The organism is Xanthomonas translucens pv. cerealis (assembly GCF_006838285.1).
Taxonomy (GTDB): Bacteria; Pseudomonadota; Gammaproteobacteria; order Xanthomonadales; family Xanthomonadaceae; genus Xanthomonas_A; species Xanthomonas_A cerealis.
In genome coordinates, this window is the sequence record NZ_CP038228.1 from 1,792,263 (window position 1) to 1,815,643 (window position 23,381).

A 23,381-nucleotide genomic window follows, 5' to 3' on the forward strand; every position below is an offset into this window, starting at 1 on the left:
ATCGGTGCGCTGCCGCGAGGCGGTGCTGCCTACGGTCTGCAGCAGGAACAGCCCGTCGCCCGTCCGCACGCAGGCGATGCGGCAACCGCTACGCTGCGAACAGCGCCGCGTATTCGGGCGCCACCAGGCCGCGCAACACGCTGGCCGGGACGTCCACCGACTGCGTGCCATCGGAATACGGTCCCACCTGGTACGGCGGGAACACGAAGCGCAACGCCACGATCTTGCCGGCAGCGTCGACCAGCGGCTGGAACTGGCTGAAGTTCTGCGCTTGCGGCCCGGTGCCTTCGGCGATCATCTTGTCGGCGCTACGGACCTGTTCGTCATGGTCCTCCGGCGGCAGCTGCTCGGCGTCCACCCGCGCCTGCACCGCCTGGCGCAACTGGGTGGCGACATAGCCGGCCACCTGCGCCCAGCCCTTGGGATCGGGGATCAGCGTGTCGGCGGTGAGCATGCGCTGCTGCTGCGGCAGCCACACGAAGCGCGCCACCAGCGGTTCGCCATGGGCCCCGCCGGTGTAGCGGCTGCCGTCGGCGGCCACCGCCACCAGCTCGGGCCGTTCCAGCAGCATCTCGAACTGCAGCGACAACGCGTAGGGTGCGCTGGGACGGTCGTTGCCGAGGCCGCCGACCGCCTCTATCAACTCGCCGCGCGCGGCCTGCGCGTAGCGGCCCACCACCTCGGCCAGGCCCGGGTAGCGGTTGAGCGCCGACGGGAAAGTGATGCCGACAACGTAGCTGGGCGTTTGCTCGATCACGTCCTTCAGTTCCGTCGGCGCCGGGGCGGCCGGCGCTGCCGCCGCAGTGGGGGCAGCGGCGGCCGGTGCCGGTGCGGCGGCGGGCGCAGCGGCCTCGCGCTTGCAGCCGGCCACGGCCAGACTCGCCGCCAACGCCAGCGCCGTCCACCGCCATGCAATGTGTTGCCCCGTGTGTGACCTGTGCCTCACGTCCGCTCCCTGTGTCCTGCCTGAGTGTGATGACGAATTATCGCGCCGTCGTCGCGTCGTGCTTACTCAACCGAGCACGTCGGCGTATTCGGGATGGCGCTTCACGAACACCGCCGCATACGAACAGGACGGGACAACCTTCAATCCCTGCGCCCGCGCATGCTCCAGCGCCGCGGTCACCAAGCGCGCGGCCAACCCACGGCCGCCGATCGCGCCCGGCACGCTGGTATGGGTGACGACCAGGCGCCCATCCTGCAGCAGGTAGTCCAACTCGGCCTCGTGGCCGTCCAAGTGCAGCATGAAGCGCTGCCGCTGCGGATCGTGTTCGATCGGGGGAAGGGACGCTGCGCTCATGACCCGGCTCATGCGACTGAATGCACAGTCTGGTCGCGCGCGCGCCGCGGCAATGTGAAGCCGCATGCCGCGCTGCGTGACTTCCGACCTGGGGCATGCCGGCATCGACCCCGTTCCCGCCCTGCGCGGCGCGCGAATTGTGCGCCGGGTTGTGAAACGGATCCTGCGAGCTAAAGCCGCGCCGCAGGCAGCCGCTATCGACACTGGACCACCGCACGAACCTGGCATGGGTTTTGCACAGTCCATCCCGATGTAATCGAACAAGGGCAAGGCGCATGAGCGACAACGAACAGATACGGGGCGACCACGACACGTCGTTGCTGGAAGGCTTGTTCCAGCTGGTGGTGGACGGGCAGACCCAGGGCTGGGAATTCGAGCAGCTCAGCAGCGAGGTCTACGACCGGCTGAAGGAAACCTACGAGCACGCCGCCATTGGCAGCGCCAAGGTGCAGCTGCGCGGCAGCATGGCCGGCTGAGCGGCTGAGCCTGACGCTCCGGCCCGCGACGCGGCGCGCAATCCTGTCAGTAGCGCCCGAGCCGCCGCCACGCGCGGCCCGCGCCGGCCGCATTTCACGCTACTGCATGTCCACTGCGCGCGCCGCTCGCTAGCCGCGGCCGAAGCGCGGCTGCGCCAGTTCGTCGAGGAAATGCGGCAGCACCGACGGCTCCATGATCAACAGGAACATCACGCCGAATGCGGCGCCGGCCAGGTGCGCACTGTGGTTGATGTTGTCGCCGCCGCGGCGGTCCATCCAGATGCTGTAGCCCACGTAGAACAGTGCGTACAGGATCGCCGGGATCGGGATCGGGATGAAGAAGAAGTAAATCCCGGTCCACGGCGCCAGCAGGATGTAGGCGAACAGCACCGCCGACACCGCGCCGGACGCACCCAGGCTGAAGTAGTTCGGGTTCTTCTGGTTCTTCAGGTAGCTGGGCAGGATCGCCACCACCAGCGCCGCCAGGTAGAACAGCGGATAGGTCAGCAGGCTGCCGGTCAGCCGCTCCATCAGCCGCTCGATCGGGCCGCCGAAGAAATACAGCGTGACCATGTTGAACAGCAGATGCGGAAAATCGGCATGGATGAAGCCGTGGGTCAGCAGCCGGTCGTACTGCTTGTGCCGGTCGATCGCCGGCGGCCACAGGATCAGCCGGTCGAGCAGCTTGCGGTTGTTGAACGCCGCCCACGACACCAGCACGGTGAGCACGATCAGGATCAGGTTGACGGGGGTGACAGACGGCATGCGGGGGCCTCAGGCGGTACGGTAATGATCGACCATGCGGTAACGACGCGCGTACAGTCCGAACAACAGCGCGGCGACGCAGGCGAAGGCGGCGAAGAAGAACATCAGGAACGCGGTTTCGCTGAGCCCGGTACTGCCGATGTGTGCGGTGACGGTGGCGTTGCGCACCGCCGCGTTGGACAACAGCACCCACAGGTTGCCGACCGTGGTGGTCAGGTTCCAGAAACTCATCACCACGCCCTTCATCGATTGCGGCGCCTGGCTGTAAGCGAACTCCAGCCCGGTCGCCGACACCAGCACCTCGCCGAAGGTCAGCAGCGCGTACGGCAGGATCTGCCAGGCGATGGACAGCGCGTCGCCGCCGTCCATGGCCACCTGCAGCGTGCCGACCACGATCCAGGCCAGGCCGCTGAAGCCGATGCCGGCGGTCATCCGCCGCAACGCGGTCGGCTCGTAGCCGCCGCGGCGCAGCAGCGGGTACAGCACCAGGTTGTTGAACGGGATCAGCAGCATCACCAGCGCCGGATTCAACGCCTGCATCTGCGAGGCGCTGAACCAGTCGGGCATCTGCATCTGCTGGCCCTGCAGCACCCAGGTCGAGGCTTTCTGGTCGAACAGCGAGAAGAACGGCGTCGCCAGCGCGAACACCACCAGCACCCGCAGCACCGCGCGCACGCCGTCCACCGCCGCGTCCGGATGCACCGCGCGGGCGCGCTCCAGCTGCCGCCAAGTGCCGCCGCCGATGCCCGCCAGCAGCAGCACCAGCGCCAGGCACAGGCAGATCACGATGCCAAGCGTCGGCAGCAGCGCGAAACCGGCCAGCGCCAGCACCACCGCGATGGCGGCGAGCGCCAGGCCGGGACGCCCCTGCTCAGGCGCGCGCAACAGCAGCGCGCTGCGCACCACTTGGGCGAAGCCGTGCGGATCGCGCGGCGGCAGCGGCACGCGCACGTAGCGGCGGCGCCCGGCCCAGAACACCACAGTGGCCACGAACATCAGGATGCCGGGAATGCCGAATGCCCACGCCGGGCCGAGATTTTTCAGCGCCAGCGGGATCAGCAGCGAGGCGAACAGCGAGCCGAAGTTGATGATCCAGTAGAACGCGTCGAATACCAGCTTGGCCAGGTGCTTGTTGGATTGGTCGAACTGGTCGCCCATGAACGAGGCCACCAGCGGCTTGATTCCGCCGGCGCCCAGCGCGATCAGCCCCAGGCCGACCAAGAACCCTTCGCGGCTGCCCTCGAACAGCGCCAGGCAGGCATGGCCAGCGCAATAGATCAGGCTGAACCACAGGATGGTGCTGTACTTGCCGAAGAAGCGGTCGGCCAGCCAGCCGCCGAGCAGCGGGAAGAAATACACGCCGACCATGAAGCTATGCATGATGTGCTTGGCCTCCGCCTCGCGGCCGGGCGCGGTCACTTCCTGCAGCAACAACGAGGTGATCAGGAACTGCACCAGGATGTTGCGCATGCCGTAGAAGCTGAAACGCTCGCAGGCTTCGTTGCCGATGATGTGGGGGATCTGCCGCGGCATCCGCGCGCCGGCCGTGCTCATCCAGGATTCCTCATCGCTCGATCGCGCGTCACAGGCAGTGGTCCAGGCAAAGTTTTCAGAAGGTTACCCGATCGTTCCGGACGAATCGAACCAGCCGCGACACGCGCGCGGCGAAATGCGGGTGCTTTCGCAATCGGCGCGCTGCACGCATCATGGGCGCCTATCGCGCGACGGTGCCGCAATGATCCGACCCTGGCTGGTCCCCTTTCTGCTGTCGATGCTGCTGTGCAGCATGCCATTGCTGGCCAGCGAGGCGGGCCTGTCCACGCAGGCCGAACGCAGCGGTTACGCGCGTACCGGCCGCTATGCGGAGACCATCGCATTGTGCGACGCGTTCGCGCAGCGCTATCCGCAGGCAGTGCGCTGCTTCGCCTTCGGCACCACGCCCGAAGGCCGGCCGATGCAGGCGCTGGCGGTGTCCACCTCCGGCGCGCTGGATGCGGCCGCCGCGCAGGCGCGCAAGCTGCCGGTGGTGCTGATCCAGGGCGGCATCCACGCCGGCGAGATCGACGGCAAGGACGCCGGCTTCCTGGCGCTGCGCCAGCTGCTCGACGGTGAGGCCGCGCGCGGCGCGCTGGACAAGCAGGTGTGGCTGTTCGTGCCGGTGTTCAACGTCGATGGCCACGAGCGCTTCGGCGCCTGGAACCGGCCCAACCAGCGCGGCCCGGAGCAGATGGGCTGGCGCACCACCGCGCAGAACCTCAACCTCAACCGCGACTACGTCAAGGCCGACGCGCCGGAGATGCAGGCGATGCTGCGCCTGGTCGACCAGTGGGATCCGCTGCTGTACGTGGACCTGCACGTCACCGACGGCGCGCAGTTCGAACACGACGTGTCGGTGCAGGTGGAACCGCTGCATGCCGGCGACGCCGCGCTGCGCGGCGACGGCCTGCGCCTGCGCGACGGCGTACTCGCCGACCTGAAGCGGCAGGGCTCGCTGCCGCTGCCCTACTACCCCTCGTTCGTGGTCAACGACGACCCGGCGTCCGGCTTCGAGGACAACGTGGCCACGCCGCGCTTCTCGCATGGCTATTTCCAGCTACGCAACCGCTTCGGCATGCTGGTGGAAACGCATTCGTGGAAGCCGTATCCGCAGCGCGTGCGGATCACCCGCAACACCATCGTCTCGGTGCTGCAGCAGGTGGCGCGCAACGGCAGCCGCTGGCGCGCCGACACGCTGGCCGCCGACGCGCGCGCGCAGCAACTGGGTGGGAAGACGGTAACGCTGGACTATCGCACCACCGAGCAGTCACGGCTGGTGGAGTTCCGCGGCTACGCCTATACCCGCACGCTGTCGCCGGTGTCCGGCGCGCTGATGACCCGCTACGACGAGCGCACCCCGCAGATATGGCGGGTATCGCTGCGCGATCACATCGTGCCCAGCGTCGAAGTCGTGGCGCCGCGCGCCGGCTATCTGGTGCCGGCCGCGCAGGCCGCGCGGGTCGCCGCCAAATTGCGCCAGCACGGCATCGCCTTCCGCACCCTGGAACGCGCCGCCACGCTGCCGGTGCAGACGTTCCATGCCGACGACGCCAGCTTCGCCGTGCGTTCCTCCGAAGGCCACCAGCGGCTCAGCGTGCAGGGCGCCTGGACACCGGAAACGCGCGCCATCGGCGCCGGTGCCTTGTTCGTGCCGATCGCCCAGCCCAAGGCGCGGCTGCTGATGGCGTTGCTGGAACCGCAGGCGCCGGACTCGCTGCTGCAATGGGGCGAATTCAACAGCGCCTTCGAACGCGCCGAATACATGGAAGACTACGTCGCCGAGGACGTAGCGCGGCAGATGCTGGCCAGCGACCCGGCGCTGCAGGCCGAGTTCGAGGCCAAGCTCGAGCACGACGCCGACTTCGCCAAGGATCCGCACGCGCGGCTGGAATTCTTCTACCGCCGCCATTCCTCCTGGGACACGCAGTACCGGCTGTATCCGGTGATGCGTAGCGACGAAGCGCCGTCCTAGCGCCGCACCCGGCTGTTCGCTTCCCCCGCTTCACCCTCCCCCACTCCCCGATGCGACTTTCCCTTCTGCTGCCGGAGAGGCTTCACGCCCTGCCATGAAAACGTTTTCAGGACTCCTTTGCCTGGCGCTCGCGCTGGCCTGGCCGGCCTTCGCCGCGCCTGCGCCCGCGACCCCCAAGGACACCCCGACGCTCAGCGTGGTCACGCTGAACCTCCACCACGACAAGCTCGACTGGCCGAAGCGGCGCAACCAGATCGTGCAGACCCTGCGCGAACTGCACCCGGATGCGATCGCGCTGGAAGAAGTGCTGCAGCACGACACCCTGCCCAACCAGGCGCAGTGGCTGGCCGAGCAGCTCGGCTACGCGTGGTACTTCACCAGCGTCGATCTGCCCGGCGCCGCGCAGCGCTACGGCAACGCGCTGCTGACCCGGCGCCCGATCCTGGCACGCGAACAGATCCGCCTGAACCCGCTCGACGACAGCCGCACGGCCGGGCGCCTGCGCCTGGACGTGGACGGCCGCGCGGTCAATCTCTATGTCACCCACCTGCACTGGACGCAAGCCGGTGGTGCGCTGCGCGAACGCCAGCTGCAGGACCTGCTGGCCTGGGTCGAGAAGACCGCCGACGGCGCGCCGTCGCTGCTGGCCGGCGACTTCAACGCCAGCGCCGATGCGCCGGAGCTGGCCGCGCTGCGCGCCGGCTTCGACGACAGCTACGGCAGCCTGCACGGCGCCAAGGACCGCCGCGCCGACAGCACCTTGAATCCGACGTTCAATCCGCCCAAGCGCATCGACCACGTGTTCTTCCAGCGCGCGCGCTTCGAACCGGTGAGCAGCCGCATCCTGTTCCAGACGCCCGATGCCAACGGCGTGTGGGCCTCGGACCATTTCGGCCTGGTCAGCACCTTGCGCCTGGCGCCCAGCGCCAGCGCCGATGCGCAGCGCCCGTGGGCCGACCGCGCGCTGGCGCCGGACCGCCGCGCCGCGTTGCTGGTGCAGGCGATGACCCAGGACGAGAAATTCCAGCTGCTGCACAGCTACTTCGGCCTGGGCAAGGACGGCGGCCCGCTGCCGCCCGGCGCGCTCGGCTCGGCCGGCTTCGTGCCGGCGATAGAACGCCTGGGCATCGCCGCGCAACAGCTGGCCGATGCCGGCGTCGGCGTGACCAATCCGGGCAACGTGCGCCGCGGCGACCACGCCACCGCGCTGCCGTCCGGCCCGGCCACCGCCGCCACCTGGAACCGCGAACTGGCGTACGCCGGCGGCGCGACGATGGGCCGCGAAGCCTGGCAGCAGGGCTTCAACGTGCTGCTGGCCGGCAGCGTCAACCTGCAGCGCGATCCGCGCAACGGCCGCAACTTCGAGTACGCCGGCGAAGATCCGCTGCTGGCCGGGGTGATGGTCGGCGAGTCGATCCGCGGCGTGCAGAGCCAGCACGTGGTGTCGACGATGAAGCACTTCGCGATGAACGACCTGGAGACCGGGCGCAACACCCACAGCGCCGACATCGGCGCGCAGGCCATGCACGAATCGGACCTGCTGGCGTTCGAGCTGGCGCTGCAGATCGGCGAGCCCGGCTCGGTGATGTGTTCCTACAACCGCATCAACGGGATCTACGGCTGCGAGCACGACTACCTGCTCAACCAGGTGCTGAAGCAGGAATGGAAATTCCCCGGCTACGTGATGTCCGACTGGGGCGGCGTGCACAGCGGCTCCAAGGCGGCGCTGGCCGGGCTGGACCAGCAATCGGCCGGCGAAGTGTTCGACAAGGCGGTGTACTTCGACCAACCGCTGCGCCTGGCGGTGGCCGGCGGCACGGTGCCGCAGGCGCGGCTGGACGACATGGTGCGGCGCATCCTGCGCGCGTTCATCGCCACCGGCAGCTTCGACCATCCGCCGCAGCGGCAGCCGATCAACGATAGCGCCGGCGGCGACGCGGTGCAGAAAGTGGTCGAGGAAGGCACGGTGCTGCTGCGCAACGAGCGCGACACGCTGCCGTTGCCGCGCACGCTGCGGCGCATCGCGGTGATCGGCGGGCATGCCGACAAGGGCGTGATCGGCGGCGGCGGCTCGTCGATGGTCGGCTTCACCGTCAACGGCGCCAACGCGGTGCCGGGGCTGGCCCCGACCACCTGGCCGGGCCCGGTGATGTTCCATCCGTCCTCGCCGCTGCAAGCGCTGCGCAAGGCCCTGCCGGAGGCGCAGATCGACTATGCCAGCGGCGACAATGTGGCCGCCGCGGCCAGGCTCGCGCGTGGCGCCGAGGCGGTGATCGTATTCGCCACGCAATGGTCGGCCGAATCGGTGGACCTGCCCGACATCACACTGCCCGGCAAGCAGGACGCGCTGATCGCGGCGATGGCCAAGGCCAACCCGCGCACGGTGGTGGTGCTGGAAACCAACGGCCCGGTGGCGATGCCGTGGCTGCAGCAAGTGCCGGCGGTGCTGGAAGCCTGGTACCCGGGCATCCGTGGCGGCGAAGCGCTGGCGCGGCTGTTGCTGGGCGACGTCAATCCGTCCGGGCGCCTGCCGGTGACCTGGCTGCGCGACGTGGCGCAGCTGCCGCGGCCGTCGATCCCGGGGCTGGGCTTCAAACCGGCGCAACCGGCAGGCAGCAATGTCGACTACGACATCGAGGGCGCCAACGTCGGCTACCGCTGGTTCGCCGCGCGCGGCCTGGAGCCGCTGTACGCGTTCGGCCACGGCCTGTCCTACACCCGCTTCGACTACGCCAACCTGAGCGTGCAGGTGGACGGCAGCGGCGTGATCGCCAGCTTCGACGTGCGCAACAGCGGCGAACGCGAAGGCGCCGACGTGCCGCAGCTGTACCTGCGCCTGCCGCAGGGCCACCACACGCCGATCCGCCTGGTCGGCTGGGACAAGCTCACGCTCAAGCCCGGCGAGACCCGCCGCGTCAGCATCGTCGCCGAACCCAAGACCCTGGCCGACTACGACACGACGCAGCGCCAGTGGCGCATCGCCGCGGGCGACTACGAGCTGGTGCTGGGCCGCTCGGCGACCCAGGCCGCGGCCCGCGCGCCGCTGCGTCTACAAGAGAGCGTGCTGCCGCATTAGGAACTGCAGCGCCGCGTGTCTGCGTACACGCGGCGCTGCAGCCGCACGCTCTAGCATCCGACGCATGACCGGGAATCCACGACGACGGCATCGACTCGGCTGGCTGCTGCTGGCCCTGGCCGCGCATGCGGGCGCGCAAGCGCTGCCCGCCGGTTTGCCTGCGCCGCCGCCCACCCCAACCGCCACGCTCAGCGTGGTCAGCCTCAATCTCGAGCAGGACCGCAACGACTGGCCGGCGCGCCGCGTGCGTATCGTCGAGACGCTGCAACGGCTGCAACCCGATGCGATCGCGCTGCAGGAGGTGCTGCAGACCACGGCATTGCCGAACCAGGCGCAATGGCTGGCCGCACAGCTCGGCTACCACTGCCATTTCATCAGCGCCGATCCGCCGAGCCGGCCGCAACGCCGCGGCAACGCGCTGCTGACCCGGCTGCCGGTACTGGAGGAAGCGGAAACCTTATTGCATCCGTTCGAGGACCACAGCGTGGCCGGGCTGGTGCGCGTGGACCTGCACGGACAGCCGGTGAACCTGTACTTCACCCGCCTGCATGCCGAACGCGATGGCGGCGCCAGCCGCCGCGAGCAGGCCGACGACCTGATGGCGTGGATCGACGCCACCGCCGAGGGCGTGCCCTCGCTGCTGGCTGGCGGTTTCTTCGCCGCCGCCGACGCGCCGGAGCTGGCGCCGCTGGCCGCGCGCTTCGGCGACAGCGATGCGCGCCTGCGCGGCACACGCAACGACACCCCGCGCAACGGCCTGGATCCGCACCTGTTCGCGCTGGCCGCGCAGGCCGACCATGTGTTCTTCGAACGCGACCGCTTCCGTCCGCTACGCAGCGCGCGGCTGCTGCCGCGCACCCCGGGCGCCGCGCGCGGCGCCGACCCACGCGGCCTGCTGGTGGCGCTGCAGCCGCTGGATCCGCTGCCGATCGAGGCGCCGCCGCCGCCGCGCTGACCCCGCGCCTGCCGACGGCATGCATCTCTGCGCAAAAACAAAGGCCGGGCAAGCCCGGCCTTCGGTGCGACGGCGACGCCGCTGCGATCAGGCGATCGCGGCGTGGTAGCGGCGCTCGACTTCGTTCCAGTCCACCACGTTGAAGAACGCGCCGATGTAGTCCGGGCGGCGGTTCTGGTACTTCAGGTAGTACGCGTGTTCCCACACGTCCAGGCCCAGGATCGGGGTATTGCCCTCGAACAGCGGGCTGTCCTGGTTGGCGGTGCTTTCGACCACGATCTTCTTGTCCGGGGTCACGCTCAGCCACGCCCAGCCGCTGCCGAAGCGGGTCAGCGCGGCCTTGGTGAAGGCGTCCTTGAACTTGTCGAAACCGCCCAGTTGGCTGTCGATCGCCTTGGCGACCTCGCCGACCGGGGTGCCGCCGGCGTTGGGCGCCATCACCGTCCAGAACAGCGAATGGTTGGCGTGGCCGCCGCCGTTGTTGCGCACCGGACCCTGCAAGTTCTCCGGCAGCGACTTCAGCTTGGACACCAGCGCCTCGACCGGCAGGTCGGCGTACTCGGTGCCTTCCAGCGCGGCGTTGACGTTGTTGATGTAGGTCTGGTGATGCTTGGTGTGATGGATTTCCATCGTCTGCGCATCGATGTGCGGTTCCAGCGCGTCGTAGGCGTAGGGCAGCTTGGGGAGGGTGTAGGCCATGCAGTTCTCCTGGACTTTCGCCCGCCGGAAGGACGGACGTTGCGTGATGAATGGTAGGGACGACCGGCGACCATACCAAGACCGGCGTTGCGGAAACATCGTCCCATCGCGCAGCGGCCGTGTCGGCCGACGCCGCGGATCGGCGGCTACGATGCGCCAGCCACCGGTTAGTCGAATGTGAATCGCGTGTTGCAGCGGCATCGGCAGCGCCGCTGCGATGCCAGGCCAGCGTTGCTGGCGCCTGGTTAAGAGCACGAACAGCCGCACTCGCCCATACTGTGCCGCCGCTGCACCAGAACGCGGCGTCCGCCGTTCTCGCTGGAGCTTCCCCCGATGCGCAAGCCCGTGTTACTGATCGTCGCGATCGCGCTGCTCGCCGCCGGGCTGTGGGGCATCCGCGCCTTGCAGCAGCCGCCGCATCCGCAGTTCGCCCCCGCGCTCACTCATCCTGCGCCGTTGCCGGCGCCTACACCGGCACCGGCCACGCCGGCCGCGAACGCGGACGCCACGCTGCCGCCGTTCCTGCCGCCCGAAGCGCGCGCCACCATCACGCTGATCCAGCGTGGCGGTCCGTTCCCGCACCGCCAGGACGGCAGCGTGTTCGGCAACCGCGAAAACCGGCTGCCGTCACGCCCGCGCGGCTACTATCGCGAATACACCGTCGACACGCCGGGGCTGGAGCACCGCGGGACGCGGCGCATCGTCACCGGCGGCGACCCGCCGGACGTCTGGTACTACAGCGACGACCACTACGCCAGTTTCCGCAGTTTCAGCATCGCCTCCGGGAGGCCGTCGCCATGAATACTTTCAATTTTTCGCTCAACCTGGCCGAGCCGGCCGCCTCCGGCGTCTACCGCGTCGCCAACAGCGACCTGGACAGCATCGCCGCCCTCGGCCGCGACGCCGGCCTGCGGCTGTGCCGGATCGACCTGCGCGGCTGCAGCAGCAAGCCGATGCTGCTGATGCGGCTGGCCGCGCAGCTGGACTTCCCGATCGGCTTCGGCCGCAACTGGGATGCATTGATGGACGGCCTGCGCGACCTGTCGTGGCTGCCGGCCAAGGGCGGCTATGCGCTGCTACTGGAAGACGCGGCCGAACTGCAATCAGTGGCGAAGAAGGATTTCGACGTGCTGCTGGAACTGCTCGACGACGTGGCCAAGGAATGGGCGCAGGACGGCATCGCCTTCGTCGCCTTCGTCGGCCTGCTGACCGGCGACGAGGTCGAACCCGACGAGCGAACCAGCCAGGCCGATGACCTGGATGACGACGACGAAGAGGAAGCCGCTTCGCGCTGAGCGAAGCGCCGGCTGCGCAGTCGTGCGGCTGGCGCTCTTCGATATGACGTTGTTATCCGCAGAAGCGGCTCCAAGTGGCTTGCGGCCATCAGCCGCAACGAACCAAACGGCGGAGTCGCCGCAACCGGACCGCGTCGGGACTGAAGCCCCTCCTACAGTGCACCCAGCACGCTGGTCGCGAGACTTTGTAGGAGTGGCTTCAGTCGCGACGAACGAAGCGGCGAAGTCGCTGCAACCGGAGCGCGTCGGGACTGAAGTCCCTCCCACAGTGCACCCAGCCGCCTCGCCGCGATCTCCCTGTGGGAGCGACTTCAGTCGCGACGAGCGAAGCGCTGGACTTTCCGGCTTCGGATGCTGTCGAGACGGAAGTCCCTCCTACATTGCGCGCAGCCGTCCGATGGCGAGCGCCCGTAAGCAGAGAACGCCGCGCCAACCAGCGCCGCTACGCGTCCAGCTCGCTCCAGCGCGCATAGGCCGCGTCCAGCTCGGCCTGCGCCTGGGTCAGTGCCTGCGTATGCGCGGTCACCGCCGCCGCATCGCGCTGGTAGAACGACGACTCGGTCATCGCCGCGGTCAAGGCCGCGACCTGCTGCTCCAGGGTCTCGATCCGCGCCGGCAACTGCTCCAGCTCGCGCGCATCCTTGTAGCTGAGCTTGCGCTTGGCGGGCGGCGCCGCGGCGGAAGCAGCAACCGGTGCAGTGGCAGCCGCAGTGGCCGAGGCCTTGGCCACCGCCATCGCGCTGGCCGGCGGCGCGGCGCGCTGCCGCACCCAGTCGCTATAGCCGCCGACGTACTCGCCGATGCGGCCGTCGCCTTCCATCACCATGGTCGAGGTCACCACGTTGTCGATGAAGTCGCGGTCGTGGCTAACCAGCAGCAAGGTGCCGGTGTAGTCGCCGAGCAACTCTTCCAGCAGCTCCAGCGTCTCCACGTCCAGGTCGTTGGTCGGTTCGTCCATCACCAGCAGGTTCGACGGCTGCGCGAACAACCGCGCCAGCAGCAGGCGGTTGCGCTCGCCGCCGGACAGGCGGGTGATCGGCGCGCGCGCGCGTTCCGGGGTGAACAGGAAATCCTGCAGATAGCCGTGCACGTGCTTACGCTTGCCGTTGACCTCGATGAAGTCGCGGCCCTCGGCGACGTTCTCGATCGCGCTCCAGTCCTCACGCAAGGTGGCGCGGTACTGGTCGAAATAGGCCACCTGCAGGTTGGTGCCGGTGCGCACCTCGCCGCTGCCCGGGGTCAGCTCGCCCAGCAGCAGCTTCAGCAGCGTGGTCTTGCCGCTGCCGTTGGGGCCGATCAGGCCGATGCGGTCGCCGCGCAGGATGGTGCTGGAGAAATCGCGCACCATGGTCCGCGCACCGAACGCGAAGCTCAGCTCCCTGGCCTCGATCACCTTCTTGCCCGAGGACTCGCCCTGCGCCGCCTCCATGCGCACGTTGCCGCCGAGCTCGCGGCGCTGGGTACGCTCGTTGCGCATCGATTCCAGGCGCCGCACGCGGCCTTCGTCGCGGGTGCGACGCGCCTTGATGCCCTGGCGGATCCACACTTCTTCCTGCGCCAGCATCTTGTCGAAGCGCGCGTTCTCCTGCGCCTGCGCGTTGAGCCGTTCCTCGCGGCGGCGCTCGTAGTTGGCCCAGTCGCCGGGCCAGCTGGTGACCTGGCCGCGGTCGATCTCGACGATGCGGGTGGCCAGGGCGCGCAGGAAGCGCCGGTCGTGGGTGACGAACACCACGCTGCCGTTCCAGCCTTTCAGGAACAGTTCCAGCCAGTCGATCGCCTCGATGTCCAGGTGGTTGGTCGGCTCGTCCAGCAGCAGCAGGTCCGGCGCCGAGACCAGCGCGCGCGCCAGCAGCACGCGCCGCTTCATGCCGCCGGACAGCCGCGCGAACTCCGCGTCGCCGTCCAGGTCGAGCCGGGTCAGGGTCTCGTTGACCCGCTGGTCCAGCGCCCAGCCGTTGGCGCCGTCGATCTTGGACTGCACCGCGCCCAGCGCATCGCCGTCGAACTCGGCGGCATGGCTGAGCCGGTGGAACTCGGCCAGCCAGTGGCCGAGCTCGCCCAGGCCATCGGCGACCACGTCGAACACGCTGCCGGCGGCGCCGTGCGGCACCTCCTGCTCCAGCCGCGCGATACGCACGCCCTGCTGGACGCGGATCTCGCCATCATCGGGCTTGAGCTCGCCGGCGATCAGTTTCATCAAGGTCGATTTGCCGGCGCCGTTGCGGCCGATCAGGGCGATACGCTCGCCCGGCTCGATCGACAGTTCGGTCTTTTCCAGCAACAAGGGGCCGCCGACGCTGTAGTCGACGTTCTGTAGGGTGATAAGAGGCATGGGGGGAATTGTACGGGACTCGGGACTCGGGACTCGGGACCAAGCGCGCAGACAGCCGCGGTTGGCGCCGCGCATTGCTCTGGATTTGCCGAGTCCCCAGTCCCAGGTCCCCGGTCCCGGCTAAAATGCGCCATGAACGATTTCGACACCCTGTCCCTCTCCCCGGCGCTGGCGCCGGGCATCGACGCGCTCGGCTACACCACCATGACCCCGGTGCAGGCGCAGAGCCTGCCGCCGATCCTGGCCGGCAGCGACGTCATCGTGCAGGCGCCCACCGGCAGCGGCAAGACAGCCGCGTTCGGCCTGGGCCTGCTGCACAGGCTGGACCCGGCACTGACCCGCGCGCAGGCGCTGGTGCTGTGCCCGACCCGCGAACTGGCCGACCAGGTCGGCAAGCAGCTGCGCAAGCTGGCCACCGGCATTCCCAACATGAAGCTGGTGGTGCTGACCGGCGGCATGCCGCTCGGCCCGCAGCTGGCCTCGCTGGAGGCGCACGACCCGCAGGTGGTGGTCGGCACGCCCGGGCGCATCCAGGAACTGGCGCGCAAGCGTGCGCTGCACCTGGGCGGAGTGCGCACGCTGGTGCTGGACGAGGGCGACCGCATGCTCGACATGGGCTTCGAGGAACCGATCCGCGAGATCGCCAGCCGCTGCGACAAGCACCGCCAGAGCCTGCTGTTCTCGGCCACCTTCCCCGAGGCGATCCGCACCCTGGCACGCGAGCTGCTGCAGGAACCGGTCGAGGTCACCATCGAAGGCGCCGACAACGCGCCGGAGATCGAGCAGCAGTTCTTCGAAGTCGATCCGAGCTACCGGCAGAAAGCCGTGGCCGGGCTGCTACTGCGTTTCACTCCCGAATCCAGCGTGGTGTTCTGCAACACTCGCAAGGAGGTCGACGAAGTGGCTGGCTCACTGCAGCAATTCGGCTTCTCGGCGCTGGCGCTGCATGGCGACATGGAACAGCGCGACCGCGACGAGGTGCTGGTGCGCTTCGTCAACCGCAGCTGCAACGTGCTGGTCGCCAGCGACGTGGCCGCGCGCGGGTTGGACGTGGAAGACCTGGCGGCAGTGCTCAACTACGAACTGCCGACCGATACCGAAACCTACCGCCACCGCATCGGCCGCACCGCGCGCGCCGGCAAGCGCGGCCTGGCGCTGAGCCTGGTGGCGCCGCGCGAGCTGGCGCGTGCGCAGGCGCTGGAAGCCGAACAAGGTCAGGCGCTGCGTTGGTCGCGCGCGCCGCTGGCCACCGCGCGCCCGGCGCAATTGCCCCAGGCGGCAATGGTCACGCTGCGCATCGACGGCGGCAAGACCGACAAGTTGCGCGCCGGCGACATCCTCGGCGCGCTGACCGGCGACGCCGGGCTGTCCGGCGCGGCGATCGGCAAGATCGCGATCTATGCCACCCGCTCCTACGTCGCCATCGCCCGCGAGCACGCCGACCGGGCGCTGGGACAGCTGCAGGCGGGCAAAATCAAGGGCCGCCGGTTCCGGGTCAGCAAGCTGTGACCGCGCTGGCGCACAAGGCCGCGCCGCGACCACGGCCGCCGCGGTCCGCTGGCGGCCGCGCGCGACGGCGCCCTGCACCGCGTCGCCTTCAATAGGTCAGCGTCGCCAACAGCGGCACGTCCTCGCTCCAGCGCTCGCGCCCCTGCAGCGCCTGCAACTCGACCAGCACCACCGCACCAACGATCTCCAGCTGCAGTTGCCGCGCCAGCGCCAGCGCCGCGCGCAAGGTGCCGCCGGTGGCGAGCACATCATCGACGATCAGCACCCGGGCGCCGGCCGGCAGCGCATCGGCGTGCATTTCGATGCGGTCGCTGCCGTATTCCAGCGTGTAGTCCTGGGTCACCGTCCTGCCCGGCAGCTTGCCCGGCTTGCGGATCGGCACGAAACCGGTGCGCAGTTCGTGCGCCAGCGCCGCGCCCAGGATGAAGCCGCGCGACTCGATACCCAGCACCGCGTCCAGCGGCGTGGTGCGCCAGGGACGGGCCATTTCGTCCAGCGCCGAGGCGAAATCGGGGCCGTCGGCCAGCAGCGGGGTGATGTCCTTGAACACGATGCCCGGCGTCGGGAAATCGGCGATGTCGCGGATGCGGCCGGACCAGTGGGCCGGTGCGTCGCTGGGCGCGCCGCAACAGGAGGAATCGTTCATCGGCACATCGCAGCGTGGGGAAGCGCCCATTTTAGGCGCAATGTGGGGCCGTGCAGCAGCACCGCATTGCCCATCTGCCACCTACCCGGCCTGCGCGTCCGCCGCCCGGCCATGCAGCAGGCGCCGCACCAGCACAAAGAACAACGGCACCAGCAGCACCGCCAGCAGCGTGCCCGAGAGCATGCCGCCGATCACGCTGACGCCGATCTCGCGGCGGCTGGCCGCGCCGGCGCCGGTGGACAGCGCCAAAGGCAGCACGCCGGCGACGAACGCCAGCGAGGTCATCACGATCGGCCGCAGGCGCAGCCGCGCGCCTTCCAGCGCCGCTTCCAGCAACGGCCGCCCGGCGCGCTGCTCGGCCTCGGCGAACTCGACGATCAGGATCGCGTTCTTCGCCGACAGGCCGATCGTGGTCAGCAGGCCGACCTGGAAGTAGATGTCGTTGACGAAGCCGGCCAGGGTGGTCGCGACCACCGTGCCGAGCACGCCCAGCGGAATCACCAGCAGCACTGCCAGCGGGATCGACCAGCTCTCGTACAGCGCCGCCAGGCACAAGAAAATGAACAGGATCGAGGCGGTGTACAGCCACAGCGTCTGGTTGCTCGACAGCTGCTCCTGGTAGGACAGGCCGCTCCACTGCAGGCCGAAGCCCTTCTGCTTGGCGACCAACCCCTGCATCCGCTGCATCGCCTCGCCGGAACTGCTGTCGGCCGCCGCGCCACCCTGGATCTGCGCCGCCGGCAGGCCATTGAAGCGCTGCTGCAACTGCGGCCCGCGGGTCCAGTGGGTGCTGGCGAAGCTGGCGAACGGCGCCATCTGACCGTCCTTGCCGCGCACATACCACTGGCCGATGTCTTCCGGCAGCGAACGGTACGGCGCATCGCCCTGCACATAGACGCGCTTGACCCGGCCGCGATCGACGAAATCGTTGACGTAGCTGCCGCCCCAGGCGGTGGACAAGGTGCCGTTGATGTCGCCCTGCGCCAGGCCCAGCGCACTGGCCTGGGCCTGGTCGATGTCCACCTGCAACTGCGCCTTGTCGCCCAGGCCGTTGAGCCGCACCGCGGTCAGCTGCGGATCGTCGCCGGCGTCCTGCAGCACCTGCTGCTGCGCCTTGAGCAGGGCCGCGCGGCCGGCGCCGTCGCTGTCGCGGATCCACAGTTCGAAACCGCTGGACTGGCCCAGGCCGCGCACCGCCGGCGGCGACAGCACGCTGATCTTGGCGTCGGCGGTGCCGCGGAAATACGCATTGGCGCGGTCGATGATCGCCTGCGCGGTGTTGTCGCGGTTGCGCTCGCCCCATGGCCGCAGCGCGACGAAGGCTTGGCCGGCGTTCTGCCCGGTGCCGGCGTTGTTGCGGCCGATCACCATGAACACTGCGGTGATGTTGTGCTTCTCGTGGGCCAGGAAGTAATCGTTGATGCGCCGGCCCAGCGCCTCGGTCCTGGCCAGCGGCGTGCCTTCGGGCGTGGTGAACTGGATCTGCACCTGGCCCTGGTCCTCCACCGGCAGAAAGCCGGTCGGCATGCGCGCGTACAGCGCCGCCATCGCCAGCACGATCAGCACACACAGCGCCATCCAGCGCCGCGGCTGCCGCAGCAGCGTGCCGAGCCGGCGCTGGTAGGCCTGCTGGCTGCGCTCCACGCCGCGGTTGAACCAGCGGAAGAAGCGTCCGAGCTGGCGCTCCTTTTCCACCGGCTTGAGCAGGGTCGCGCACAGCGCCGGGGTCAGGGTCAGCGCGACCAGCGCCGACAGCGCCATCGCCGAGGCGATGGTGATCGAGAACTGGCGGTAGATGATGCCGGTGGAGCCGCCGAAGAACGCCATCGGCAGGAACACCGCGCCCAGCACCACGGTGATGCCGATCAGCGCGCCGGTGATCTCGCCCATCGATTGCTGGGTCGCCTCGCGCGGCGGCAGATGCTGCTCGTGCATGATCCGCTCGACGTTCTCCACCACCACGATCGCATCGTCCACCAGCAAGCCGATCGCCAGCACCATCGCGAACAGGGTCAGCGTGTTGATGGTGAAGCCGGCTGCGGCGAGGATGCCGAACGTGCCCAGCAGCACCACCGGCACGGTGATCGCCGGGATCAGCGTGGCGCGGCCGTTCTGCAGGAACAGGAACATCACCACCACCACCAGCACGATCGCCTCGATCAGGGTGTGCACCACGCCCTCGATCGAGACCCGCACGAACGGCGTGCTGTCGCGCGGATAGGCCACTTCCATGCCCGGCGGGAAGGTCGGCTTGAGCCGCTCGATGGCGGCACGCACCGCATCGGAGGTGGCCACCGCGTTGGCGCCGGAGGACAGCGTCACCGAGAAGCCGGACGCCGGATGGCCGTTGAGCGTGGCGCTGTTCTGGTAGTTCTCCGCGCCGATCTCCACCCGCGCCACGTCGCCCAGGTGCACGCTGGAGCCGTCGGCCTGGGTGGCCAGGATGATGGCGCGGAACTGCTCCGCGGTCCGCAGCCGCGACTGCGCGGTGACCGTGGCGTTGAGCGCCTGCTCGGCGCCGGTCGGCAGCGCGCCCAGTTCGCCGGCGGTGACCTGGGTGTTCTGCGCCTCGATCGCACTGCGCACGTCGCCGGGCATCAGCTTGTAGGCGTTGAGCTTGTGCGGGTCCAGCCACACGCGCATCGCGTACTGCGCGCCAAACACGTTGATCTCGCCGACGCCGTTGATGCGGCTGATCGGATCCTGCAGGGTGCTGACCAGATAGTCGGAGATGTCGACGTTGTCCAGCCGGTCGGTGCTGTCGTACAGCGCCACCGCCATCAGGCTGTCGCCCTGCGACTTGGCCACGGTCACGCCCTGCTGCTGCACTTCCTGCGGCAGGCGGTTGAGCGCCTGGTTGACCGCGTTCTGCACCTGCACCTGGGCGATGTCGGGATTGGCGGCCTGGTCGAAGGTGATGCTGATCCGCGCCTGCCCGGACGAGGAACTGGTCGAGGAGAAGTACAGCAGGTGGTCGATGCCCTTGATCTGCTGCTCGATCACCTGGGTGACGCTGTCCTCCACCGTCTGCGCCGAGGCGCCGTTGTAGGTGGCGGTGACGTTGACCCCGGGCGGGGCGATGTCCGGATACTGCTCCACCGGCAGGGTGACCACGGCGATGGTGCCGGCGGCCATGATGCAGATCGCCAGCACCCAGGCGAAGATCGGGCGGGCGATGAAGAAGCGCGCGAGCATGCCGGCTCAGCCTTTGCCGGCGCCAGCGGCGGCCGGCTTGACGGTGACCTTGGCGCCGTCGCTCAGTCCCTGCCGGCCCTCCACCACCACCCGCTCGCCGGGCTTGAGCCCGTCGCCCACCAGCCAGCGGTCGCCGACCGCGCGCAGCGTGGTGAACTGGCGCTGGCGCACGATGTTGTCGGCGCCCACCACCCAGGCCTGCGCGTCGCCGCGCGGCGTACGGTCCACCGCCGCCTGCGGGACCAGCAGCGCCTGCTGGCGGATGCCCTGGCCGACGATCGCGCGCACGTACATGCCCGGCAGCAACTGCGCGTCGGGATTCGGGAAGCGCGCGCGCAGGGTCACGCTGCCGGTGGTTTCCTCCACGTCGATATCGGCGAACTGCAGCGTGCCCGGCAGCGGATAGTCGCTGCCGTCTGACAGCTTCAGCCGCACCTCGGCGGTCGCCGGCTGCACCCCGCCAGCGGCGATCGCGCGGCGCAGCGCCAGGAACTGGCTGCCGGACTGGGTGATGTCCACGTTCATCGGGTCCAGCTGCTGGATCTTGGCGATCGCATCGGCCTGGCTGGCGGTGACCAGCGCGCCCGGGGTCACCCGCGCGCGGCCGATGCGGCCGCTGATCGGCGCCTCCACCGTGGCGAAGCGAAGTTGGGTACGCGCAGTGTCCAGCGCGGCGCGGTTGGCGTCGCGGCTGGCCAGCGCTTCCTTGTAGGTGGCCTGGGCGTCGTCCACGTCCTGCTGCGCGGCCAGCCGGGTCTTGCCCAGTTCGCGATAGCGCTCGGCGCGCAGCTTGGCGGTCGCCAGCGTGGCCTCGGCGGTGGCCAGGTTGGCCTGCGCCTCGTTGGCCGCGGCCTGGTACAAGACCGGCTCGATCTGGAACAACGGCTGCCCGGCGCGCACCATCGCGCCCTCCTCGAACAGCCGCTTGCGCAGGATGCCGCCGACCTGCGGGCGCACTTCGGACTCTTCGGAGGCGGCGGTGCGCCCGGCCAGCTCGGCGCTGAGCGGCACGCTTTGCGGCTGCAGCGTCACCACCCCCACGGTCCTGGCCTGCGCCGGCGGCGCGGTGCGCTCGCCCTTGCAGCCGGCGAGTGTGACGAGGGCGACGCACACCAGCAACAACAGCGTGCGGCGAGAACGCTGGACGAAAGGCGCGGACATGCGCTTGATCCTGGAAGCTGGGGGGAGGATCATTTAATTTACTTAAAGACAAATAAATAAGCATGGAGGATCGCACAATCGCCCGCACGACGCCGCCTCACCCAGTCGCGGTGGCTGCCGAGACCGGCGTAGTTGCGCCGGCCGGCCGCCAGCGCGGGCGTCCGGCGCTGGCGCGGCCGCGGTTGTTGCGCGCCGCGCGCGAACTGCTGCTGGAGCACGGCCTGGAGGTCTCGCTGGAGCAGATCGCGCTGCATGCCGGGCTCACCCGGCAGAGCCTGTACAACCATTTCTCCAGCAAGGCCGACCTGTTGATGCAGGTGTTCGAGGTGCTGAACGAGGAACTGCAGGCGCAATTGGAGAACATCGGCGATGCGGCCTCACAGGACCTGCCGCGCACGCTGCAGCAGATCGCGCTGACCCTGCAGTCGCACCTGTATGCGCCGTCCTCGCTGCGCCTGCATCGGCTGCTGGTGCAGGCCAGCGCGCAGATGCCGGACCTGCTGCAGTCCATGCACCAGCGCCGCACCGGACGCCTGCGCCAGCGCTTGAGCGACCTGCTGCAGAGGCTGGATGCGCGCGGCGACGTCAGCGTGGCCTCGCCCATGCTGGCAGCCAGCGCCTTCATCGGCGCGGCGATCGGCTACGCCTACCCCGGCGCGATGCTCAACGGGCAGGCCCCGGATCGCGATAGCCAGCAGGCGCTGGCCGCGGAAGTGGTGGCCACGTTCCTTGCCGCCTGGCGCTATCGCGCAGCTGCGCCGCGCTGACGTCCTGCACGTCGCTTGCGCTGCCCGCGCCGCGCTTTTCACGGCGGGGTTTCAGCCCAGACGCGTTGCCGGCAAGGCGTCGCGGCTGCAGCTCCTGCTACAGCACGTCGCGCCTGGTCAGGAACTGCACGACAGCATCGAACAACCAGCGCGTTCGCGCGCCCAGTCCGGGCGCCGCGCCGCGAACGCCTCGCGTCCCGGCTGCTCGTCGTAGGGCCGGCGCATTACCTCCAGCAATTCGGCGATGCCATCGGCGTCGCCCTGCTCGGCACGCTCGATCGCCTGCTGCGCCAGGTAATTGCGCAACACGTAAAGCGGGTTGGCCGCGCGCATCCTCGCTGCGCGCGCGGCCGCCGGCAGCGGATCGGCCTGCAGCCGTTGCGCATAGCGCGCAAGCCAGGCATCGAAGGCCGGCGCCTGCGCGGCCAGCTTGGCCGGGTCGTAGAACGCCACGGCCAGGTCCGCCAGCGCCGGCAGCTGCGCCGCGCTCAGCCCGCGGAACCACAGGGTCATGTCCACCTCGCCCTGCTGCAGCAACTGCAGCAGGTCCTGCATCAGCGCCAGGTCGGCCGCGCCGCATTCGGCCAGGCCGAGCTTGGCGGCGGCGGTGTCGCGTTCGGCCTTCGCGTATGTCTCGCGAAAACGCGCCAGTCCAGCCTGCAGCGGTGCCGCATCGGCGAACAGCGGCGCCAGCGCCTGCGCCAGCCGGGTCAGATTCCAGTACGCGATCTGCGGCTGGGTGCCAAACCGGTAGCGGCGACCCTGCGCATCGGTGGTGTTCGGTGTCCAGTCCGGATCGTAGTCGTCGATCCAGCCGTACGGGCCGTAGTCGATGGTCAGCCCCAGGATCGACATGTTGTCGGTGTTCATCACCCCGTGGACGAAGCCGACCCGCATCCACTGCGCCACCATCGCCGCGGTGCGCGCGCAGACCTCGCCGAACCAGTCGGCGTAGCGGATCGCACCGCACGTGCGCAGCTCGGGGAAGTCACGGTCGATCACGAAGTCGGCCAGTTGCCGCAGCAAGGCCGTGTCGCCGCGCGCGGCCGGCAGTTCGAAACTGCCGAAGCGCACGAACGACGGCGCGACCCGGCACACCACCGCGCCTGGCTCGGCACGCGGATGGCCATCGTAGAACATGTCGCGCAGCACGCGCTCGCCGCTGACGACCAGGCTCAGCGCGCGCGTGGTCGGCACGCCAAGGTGGTGCATGGCTTCGCTGCACAGGAATTCGCGGATCGACGAGCGCAGCACCGCGCGGCCATCGGCGCCGCGCGAATACGGCGTGCGCCCGGCGCCCTTGAGCTGCAGCTCCCAGCGTCGTCCGTCCGCGCCCAGCGCCTCGCCCAGCGCGATCGCGCGGCCGTCGCCAAGCTGCCCGGCCCAATGCCCGAACTGGTGGCCGCCGTAGTTCGCCGCGTACGGCCGCATGCCCGGGTACAGCGCGTTGCCGGCGAAGACCTCGGCGAACTGCGGCGCCAGCCGCGCCGCTTCCGAGAAGCCCAGCATCGCCGCGACCTCGCGCGAGTGGGCCAGCAGCTGTGGCGCGGCCACCGGGGTCGGCGCGACCTGCGACCACAGCGCGCCCAGCACCTCGCGCAGACGCGGGCCGTGCTCGGGATCGCCGGGCAATTCGTCGGTGAAACGGTTGTCGAAGCGCAATGGCGGCATATTCGCCAGCTTACAGCCCCTCTCCC

At 69.4% G+C, this 23,381-nt stretch carries 18 protein-coding genes; 8 read left to right on the forward strand and 10 right to left on the reverse strand.

Annotated features, from left to right (window positions below; genetic code table 11):
• Positions 1-88 precede the first annotated feature (88 nt).
• Complete coding sequence (locus E4A48_RS07905) at positions 89-916, reverse strand: DUF3298 and DUF4163 domain-containing protein (protein ID WP_142743127.1); 828 nt, start codon at positions 914-916, stop codon at positions 89-91.
• Positions 917-1,012: 96 nt separating this feature from the next.
• Entirely contained in the window at positions 1,013-1,300 is a 288-nt protein-coding gene (locus E4A48_RS07910; RefSeq protein WP_142742186.1) for a GNAT family N-acetyltransferase, read from the reverse strand.
• A gap of 275 nt (positions 1,301-1,575) precedes the next feature.
• On the opposite strand from E4A48_RS07910, the gene E4A48_RS07915 reads away from it, so the two are divergent.
• Positions 1,576-1,776 (forward strand): hypothetical protein, encoded by a 201-nt coding sequence (locus E4A48_RS07915; RefSeq protein WP_039005019.1) that lies wholly within the window; start codon positions 1,576-1,578, stop codon positions 1,774-1,776.
• 129 nt (positions 1,777-1,905) lie between these two features.
• Here E4A48_RS07915 and E4A48_RS07920 read toward each other — a convergent pair whose 3' ends face one another.
• Together E4A48_RS07920 and E4A48_RS07925 are read right to left on the reverse strand one after the other, a co-directional pair.
• Entirely contained in the window at positions 1,906-2,541 is a 636-nt protein-coding gene (locus E4A48_RS07920) for a rhomboid family intramembrane serine protease (RefSeq protein WP_058197030.1), read from the reverse strand.
• 9 nt (positions 2,542-2,550) lie between these two features.
• Positions 2,551-4,095, reverse strand: coding sequence for a POT-type proton-dependent oligopeptide transporter (locus E4A48_RS07925; RefSeq protein ID WP_142742187.1), 1,545 nt, complete (start codon positions 4,093-4,095; stop codon positions 2,551-2,553).
• A 181-nt stretch (positions 4,096-4,276) separates the two neighbouring features.
• On the opposite strand from E4A48_RS07925, the gene E4A48_RS07930 reads away from it, so the two are divergent.
• The 3 genes from E4A48_RS07930 (at position 4,277) to E4A48_RS07940 (ending at position 10,080) form a co-directional block, all read left to right on the forward strand.
• A complete protein-coding gene (locus tag E4A48_RS07930; protein WP_142742188.1) occupies positions 4,277-6,049 on the forward strand; it encodes a M14 family metallopeptidase in 1,773 nt (590 codons plus the stop codon).
• Between the two features lie 94 nt (positions 6,050-6,143).
• A complete protein-coding gene (locus tag E4A48_RS07935) occupies positions 6,144-9,125 on the forward strand; it encodes a glycoside hydrolase family 3 C-terminal domain-containing protein (RefSeq protein WP_142742189.1) in 2,982 nt (993 codons plus the stop codon).
• 64 nt (positions 9,126-9,189) lie between these two features.
• Positions 9,190-10,080, forward strand: a complete 891-nt coding sequence (locus E4A48_RS07940; RefSeq protein WP_142742190.1) for an endonuclease/exonuclease/phosphatase family protein — start codon at positions 9,190-9,192, stop codon at positions 10,078-10,080.
• Positions 10,081-10,167: 87 nt separating this feature from the next.
• Here E4A48_RS07940 and E4A48_RS07945 read toward each other — a convergent pair whose 3' ends face one another.
• Complete coding sequence (locus E4A48_RS07945) at positions 10,168-10,779, reverse strand: superoxide dismutase (RefSeq protein WP_039005014.1); 612 nt, start codon at positions 10,777-10,779, stop codon at positions 10,168-10,170.
• A 333-nt stretch (positions 10,780-11,112) separates the two neighbouring features.
• Here E4A48_RS07945 and E4A48_RS07950 point away from each other — a divergent pair, with 333 nt between their 5' ends.
• Together E4A48_RS07950 and E4A48_RS07955 are read left to right on the forward strand one after the other, a co-directional pair.
• Positions 11,113-11,580, forward strand: a complete 468-nt coding sequence (locus E4A48_RS07950) for a guanyl-specific ribonuclease (protein ID WP_039005013.1) — start codon at positions 11,113-11,115, stop codon at positions 11,578-11,580.
• Complete coding sequence (locus E4A48_RS07955; protein ID WP_039005012.1) at positions 11,577-12,074, forward strand: barstar family protein; 498 nt, start codon at positions 11,577-11,579, stop codon at positions 12,072-12,074. Before E4A48_RS07950 ends, E4A48_RS07955 begins: the two co-directional genes overlap by 4 nt.
• A 442-nt stretch (positions 12,075-12,516) precedes the next feature.
• On the opposite strand, the gene E4A48_RS07960 is transcribed toward E4A48_RS07955, so the two are convergent.
• Positions 12,517-14,406 carry an ATP-binding cassette domain-containing protein gene (locus E4A48_RS07960; RefSeq protein WP_039005011.1) on the reverse strand — a complete coding sequence of 630 codons (1,890 nt, stop codon included), beginning with the start codon at positions 14,404-14,406 and terminating at the stop codon, positions 12,517-12,519.
• A 132-nt stretch (positions 14,407-14,538) separates the two neighbouring features.
• Between E4A48_RS07960 and dbpA the strand changes: the two genes are divergently transcribed.
• Complete coding sequence (gene dbpA, locus E4A48_RS07965) at positions 14,539-15,915, forward strand: ATP-dependent RNA helicase DbpA (RefSeq protein WP_039005010.1); 1,377 nt, start codon at positions 14,539-14,541, stop codon at positions 15,913-15,915.
• Between the two features lie 88 nt (positions 15,916-16,003).
• Here dbpA and E4A48_RS07970 read toward each other — a convergent pair whose 3' ends face one another.
• From E4A48_RS07970 to E4A48_RS07980, 3 genes are all read right to left on the reverse strand, one after another.
• Entirely contained in the window at positions 16,004-16,561 is a 558-nt protein-coding gene (locus tag E4A48_RS07970; protein ID WP_039005009.1) for an adenine phosphoribosyltransferase, read from the reverse strand.
• Between the two features lie 81 nt (positions 16,562-16,642).
• Positions 16,643-19,756, reverse strand: a complete 3,114-nt coding sequence (locus E4A48_RS07975) for an efflux RND transporter permease subunit (protein ID WP_058197087.1) — start codon at positions 19,754-19,756, stop codon at positions 16,643-16,645.
• Between the two features lie 6 nt (positions 19,757-19,762).
• On the reverse strand, positions 19,763-20,917 hold the full coding sequence (locus E4A48_RS07980; protein ID WP_142742191.1) for an efflux RND transporter periplasmic adaptor subunit: 1,155 nt from the start codon (positions 20,915-20,917) through the stop codon (positions 19,763-19,765).
• A gap of 110 nt (positions 20,918-21,027) precedes the next feature.
• Between E4A48_RS07980 and E4A48_RS07985 the strand changes: the two genes are divergently transcribed.
• Positions 21,028-21,684, forward strand: a complete 657-nt coding sequence (locus E4A48_RS07985) for a TetR/AcrR family transcriptional regulator (RefSeq protein WP_235426649.1) — start codon at positions 21,028-21,030, stop codon at positions 21,682-21,684.
• A 117-nt stretch (positions 21,685-21,801) separates the two neighbouring features.
• Here E4A48_RS07985 and E4A48_RS07990 read toward each other — a convergent pair whose 3' ends face one another.
• Positions 21,802-23,355, reverse strand: a complete 1,554-nt coding sequence (locus tag E4A48_RS07990) for a protein adenylyltransferase SelO (protein WP_142742192.1) — start codon at positions 23,353-23,355, stop codon at positions 21,802-21,804.
• Positions 23,356-23,381: the final 26 nt, after the last annotated feature.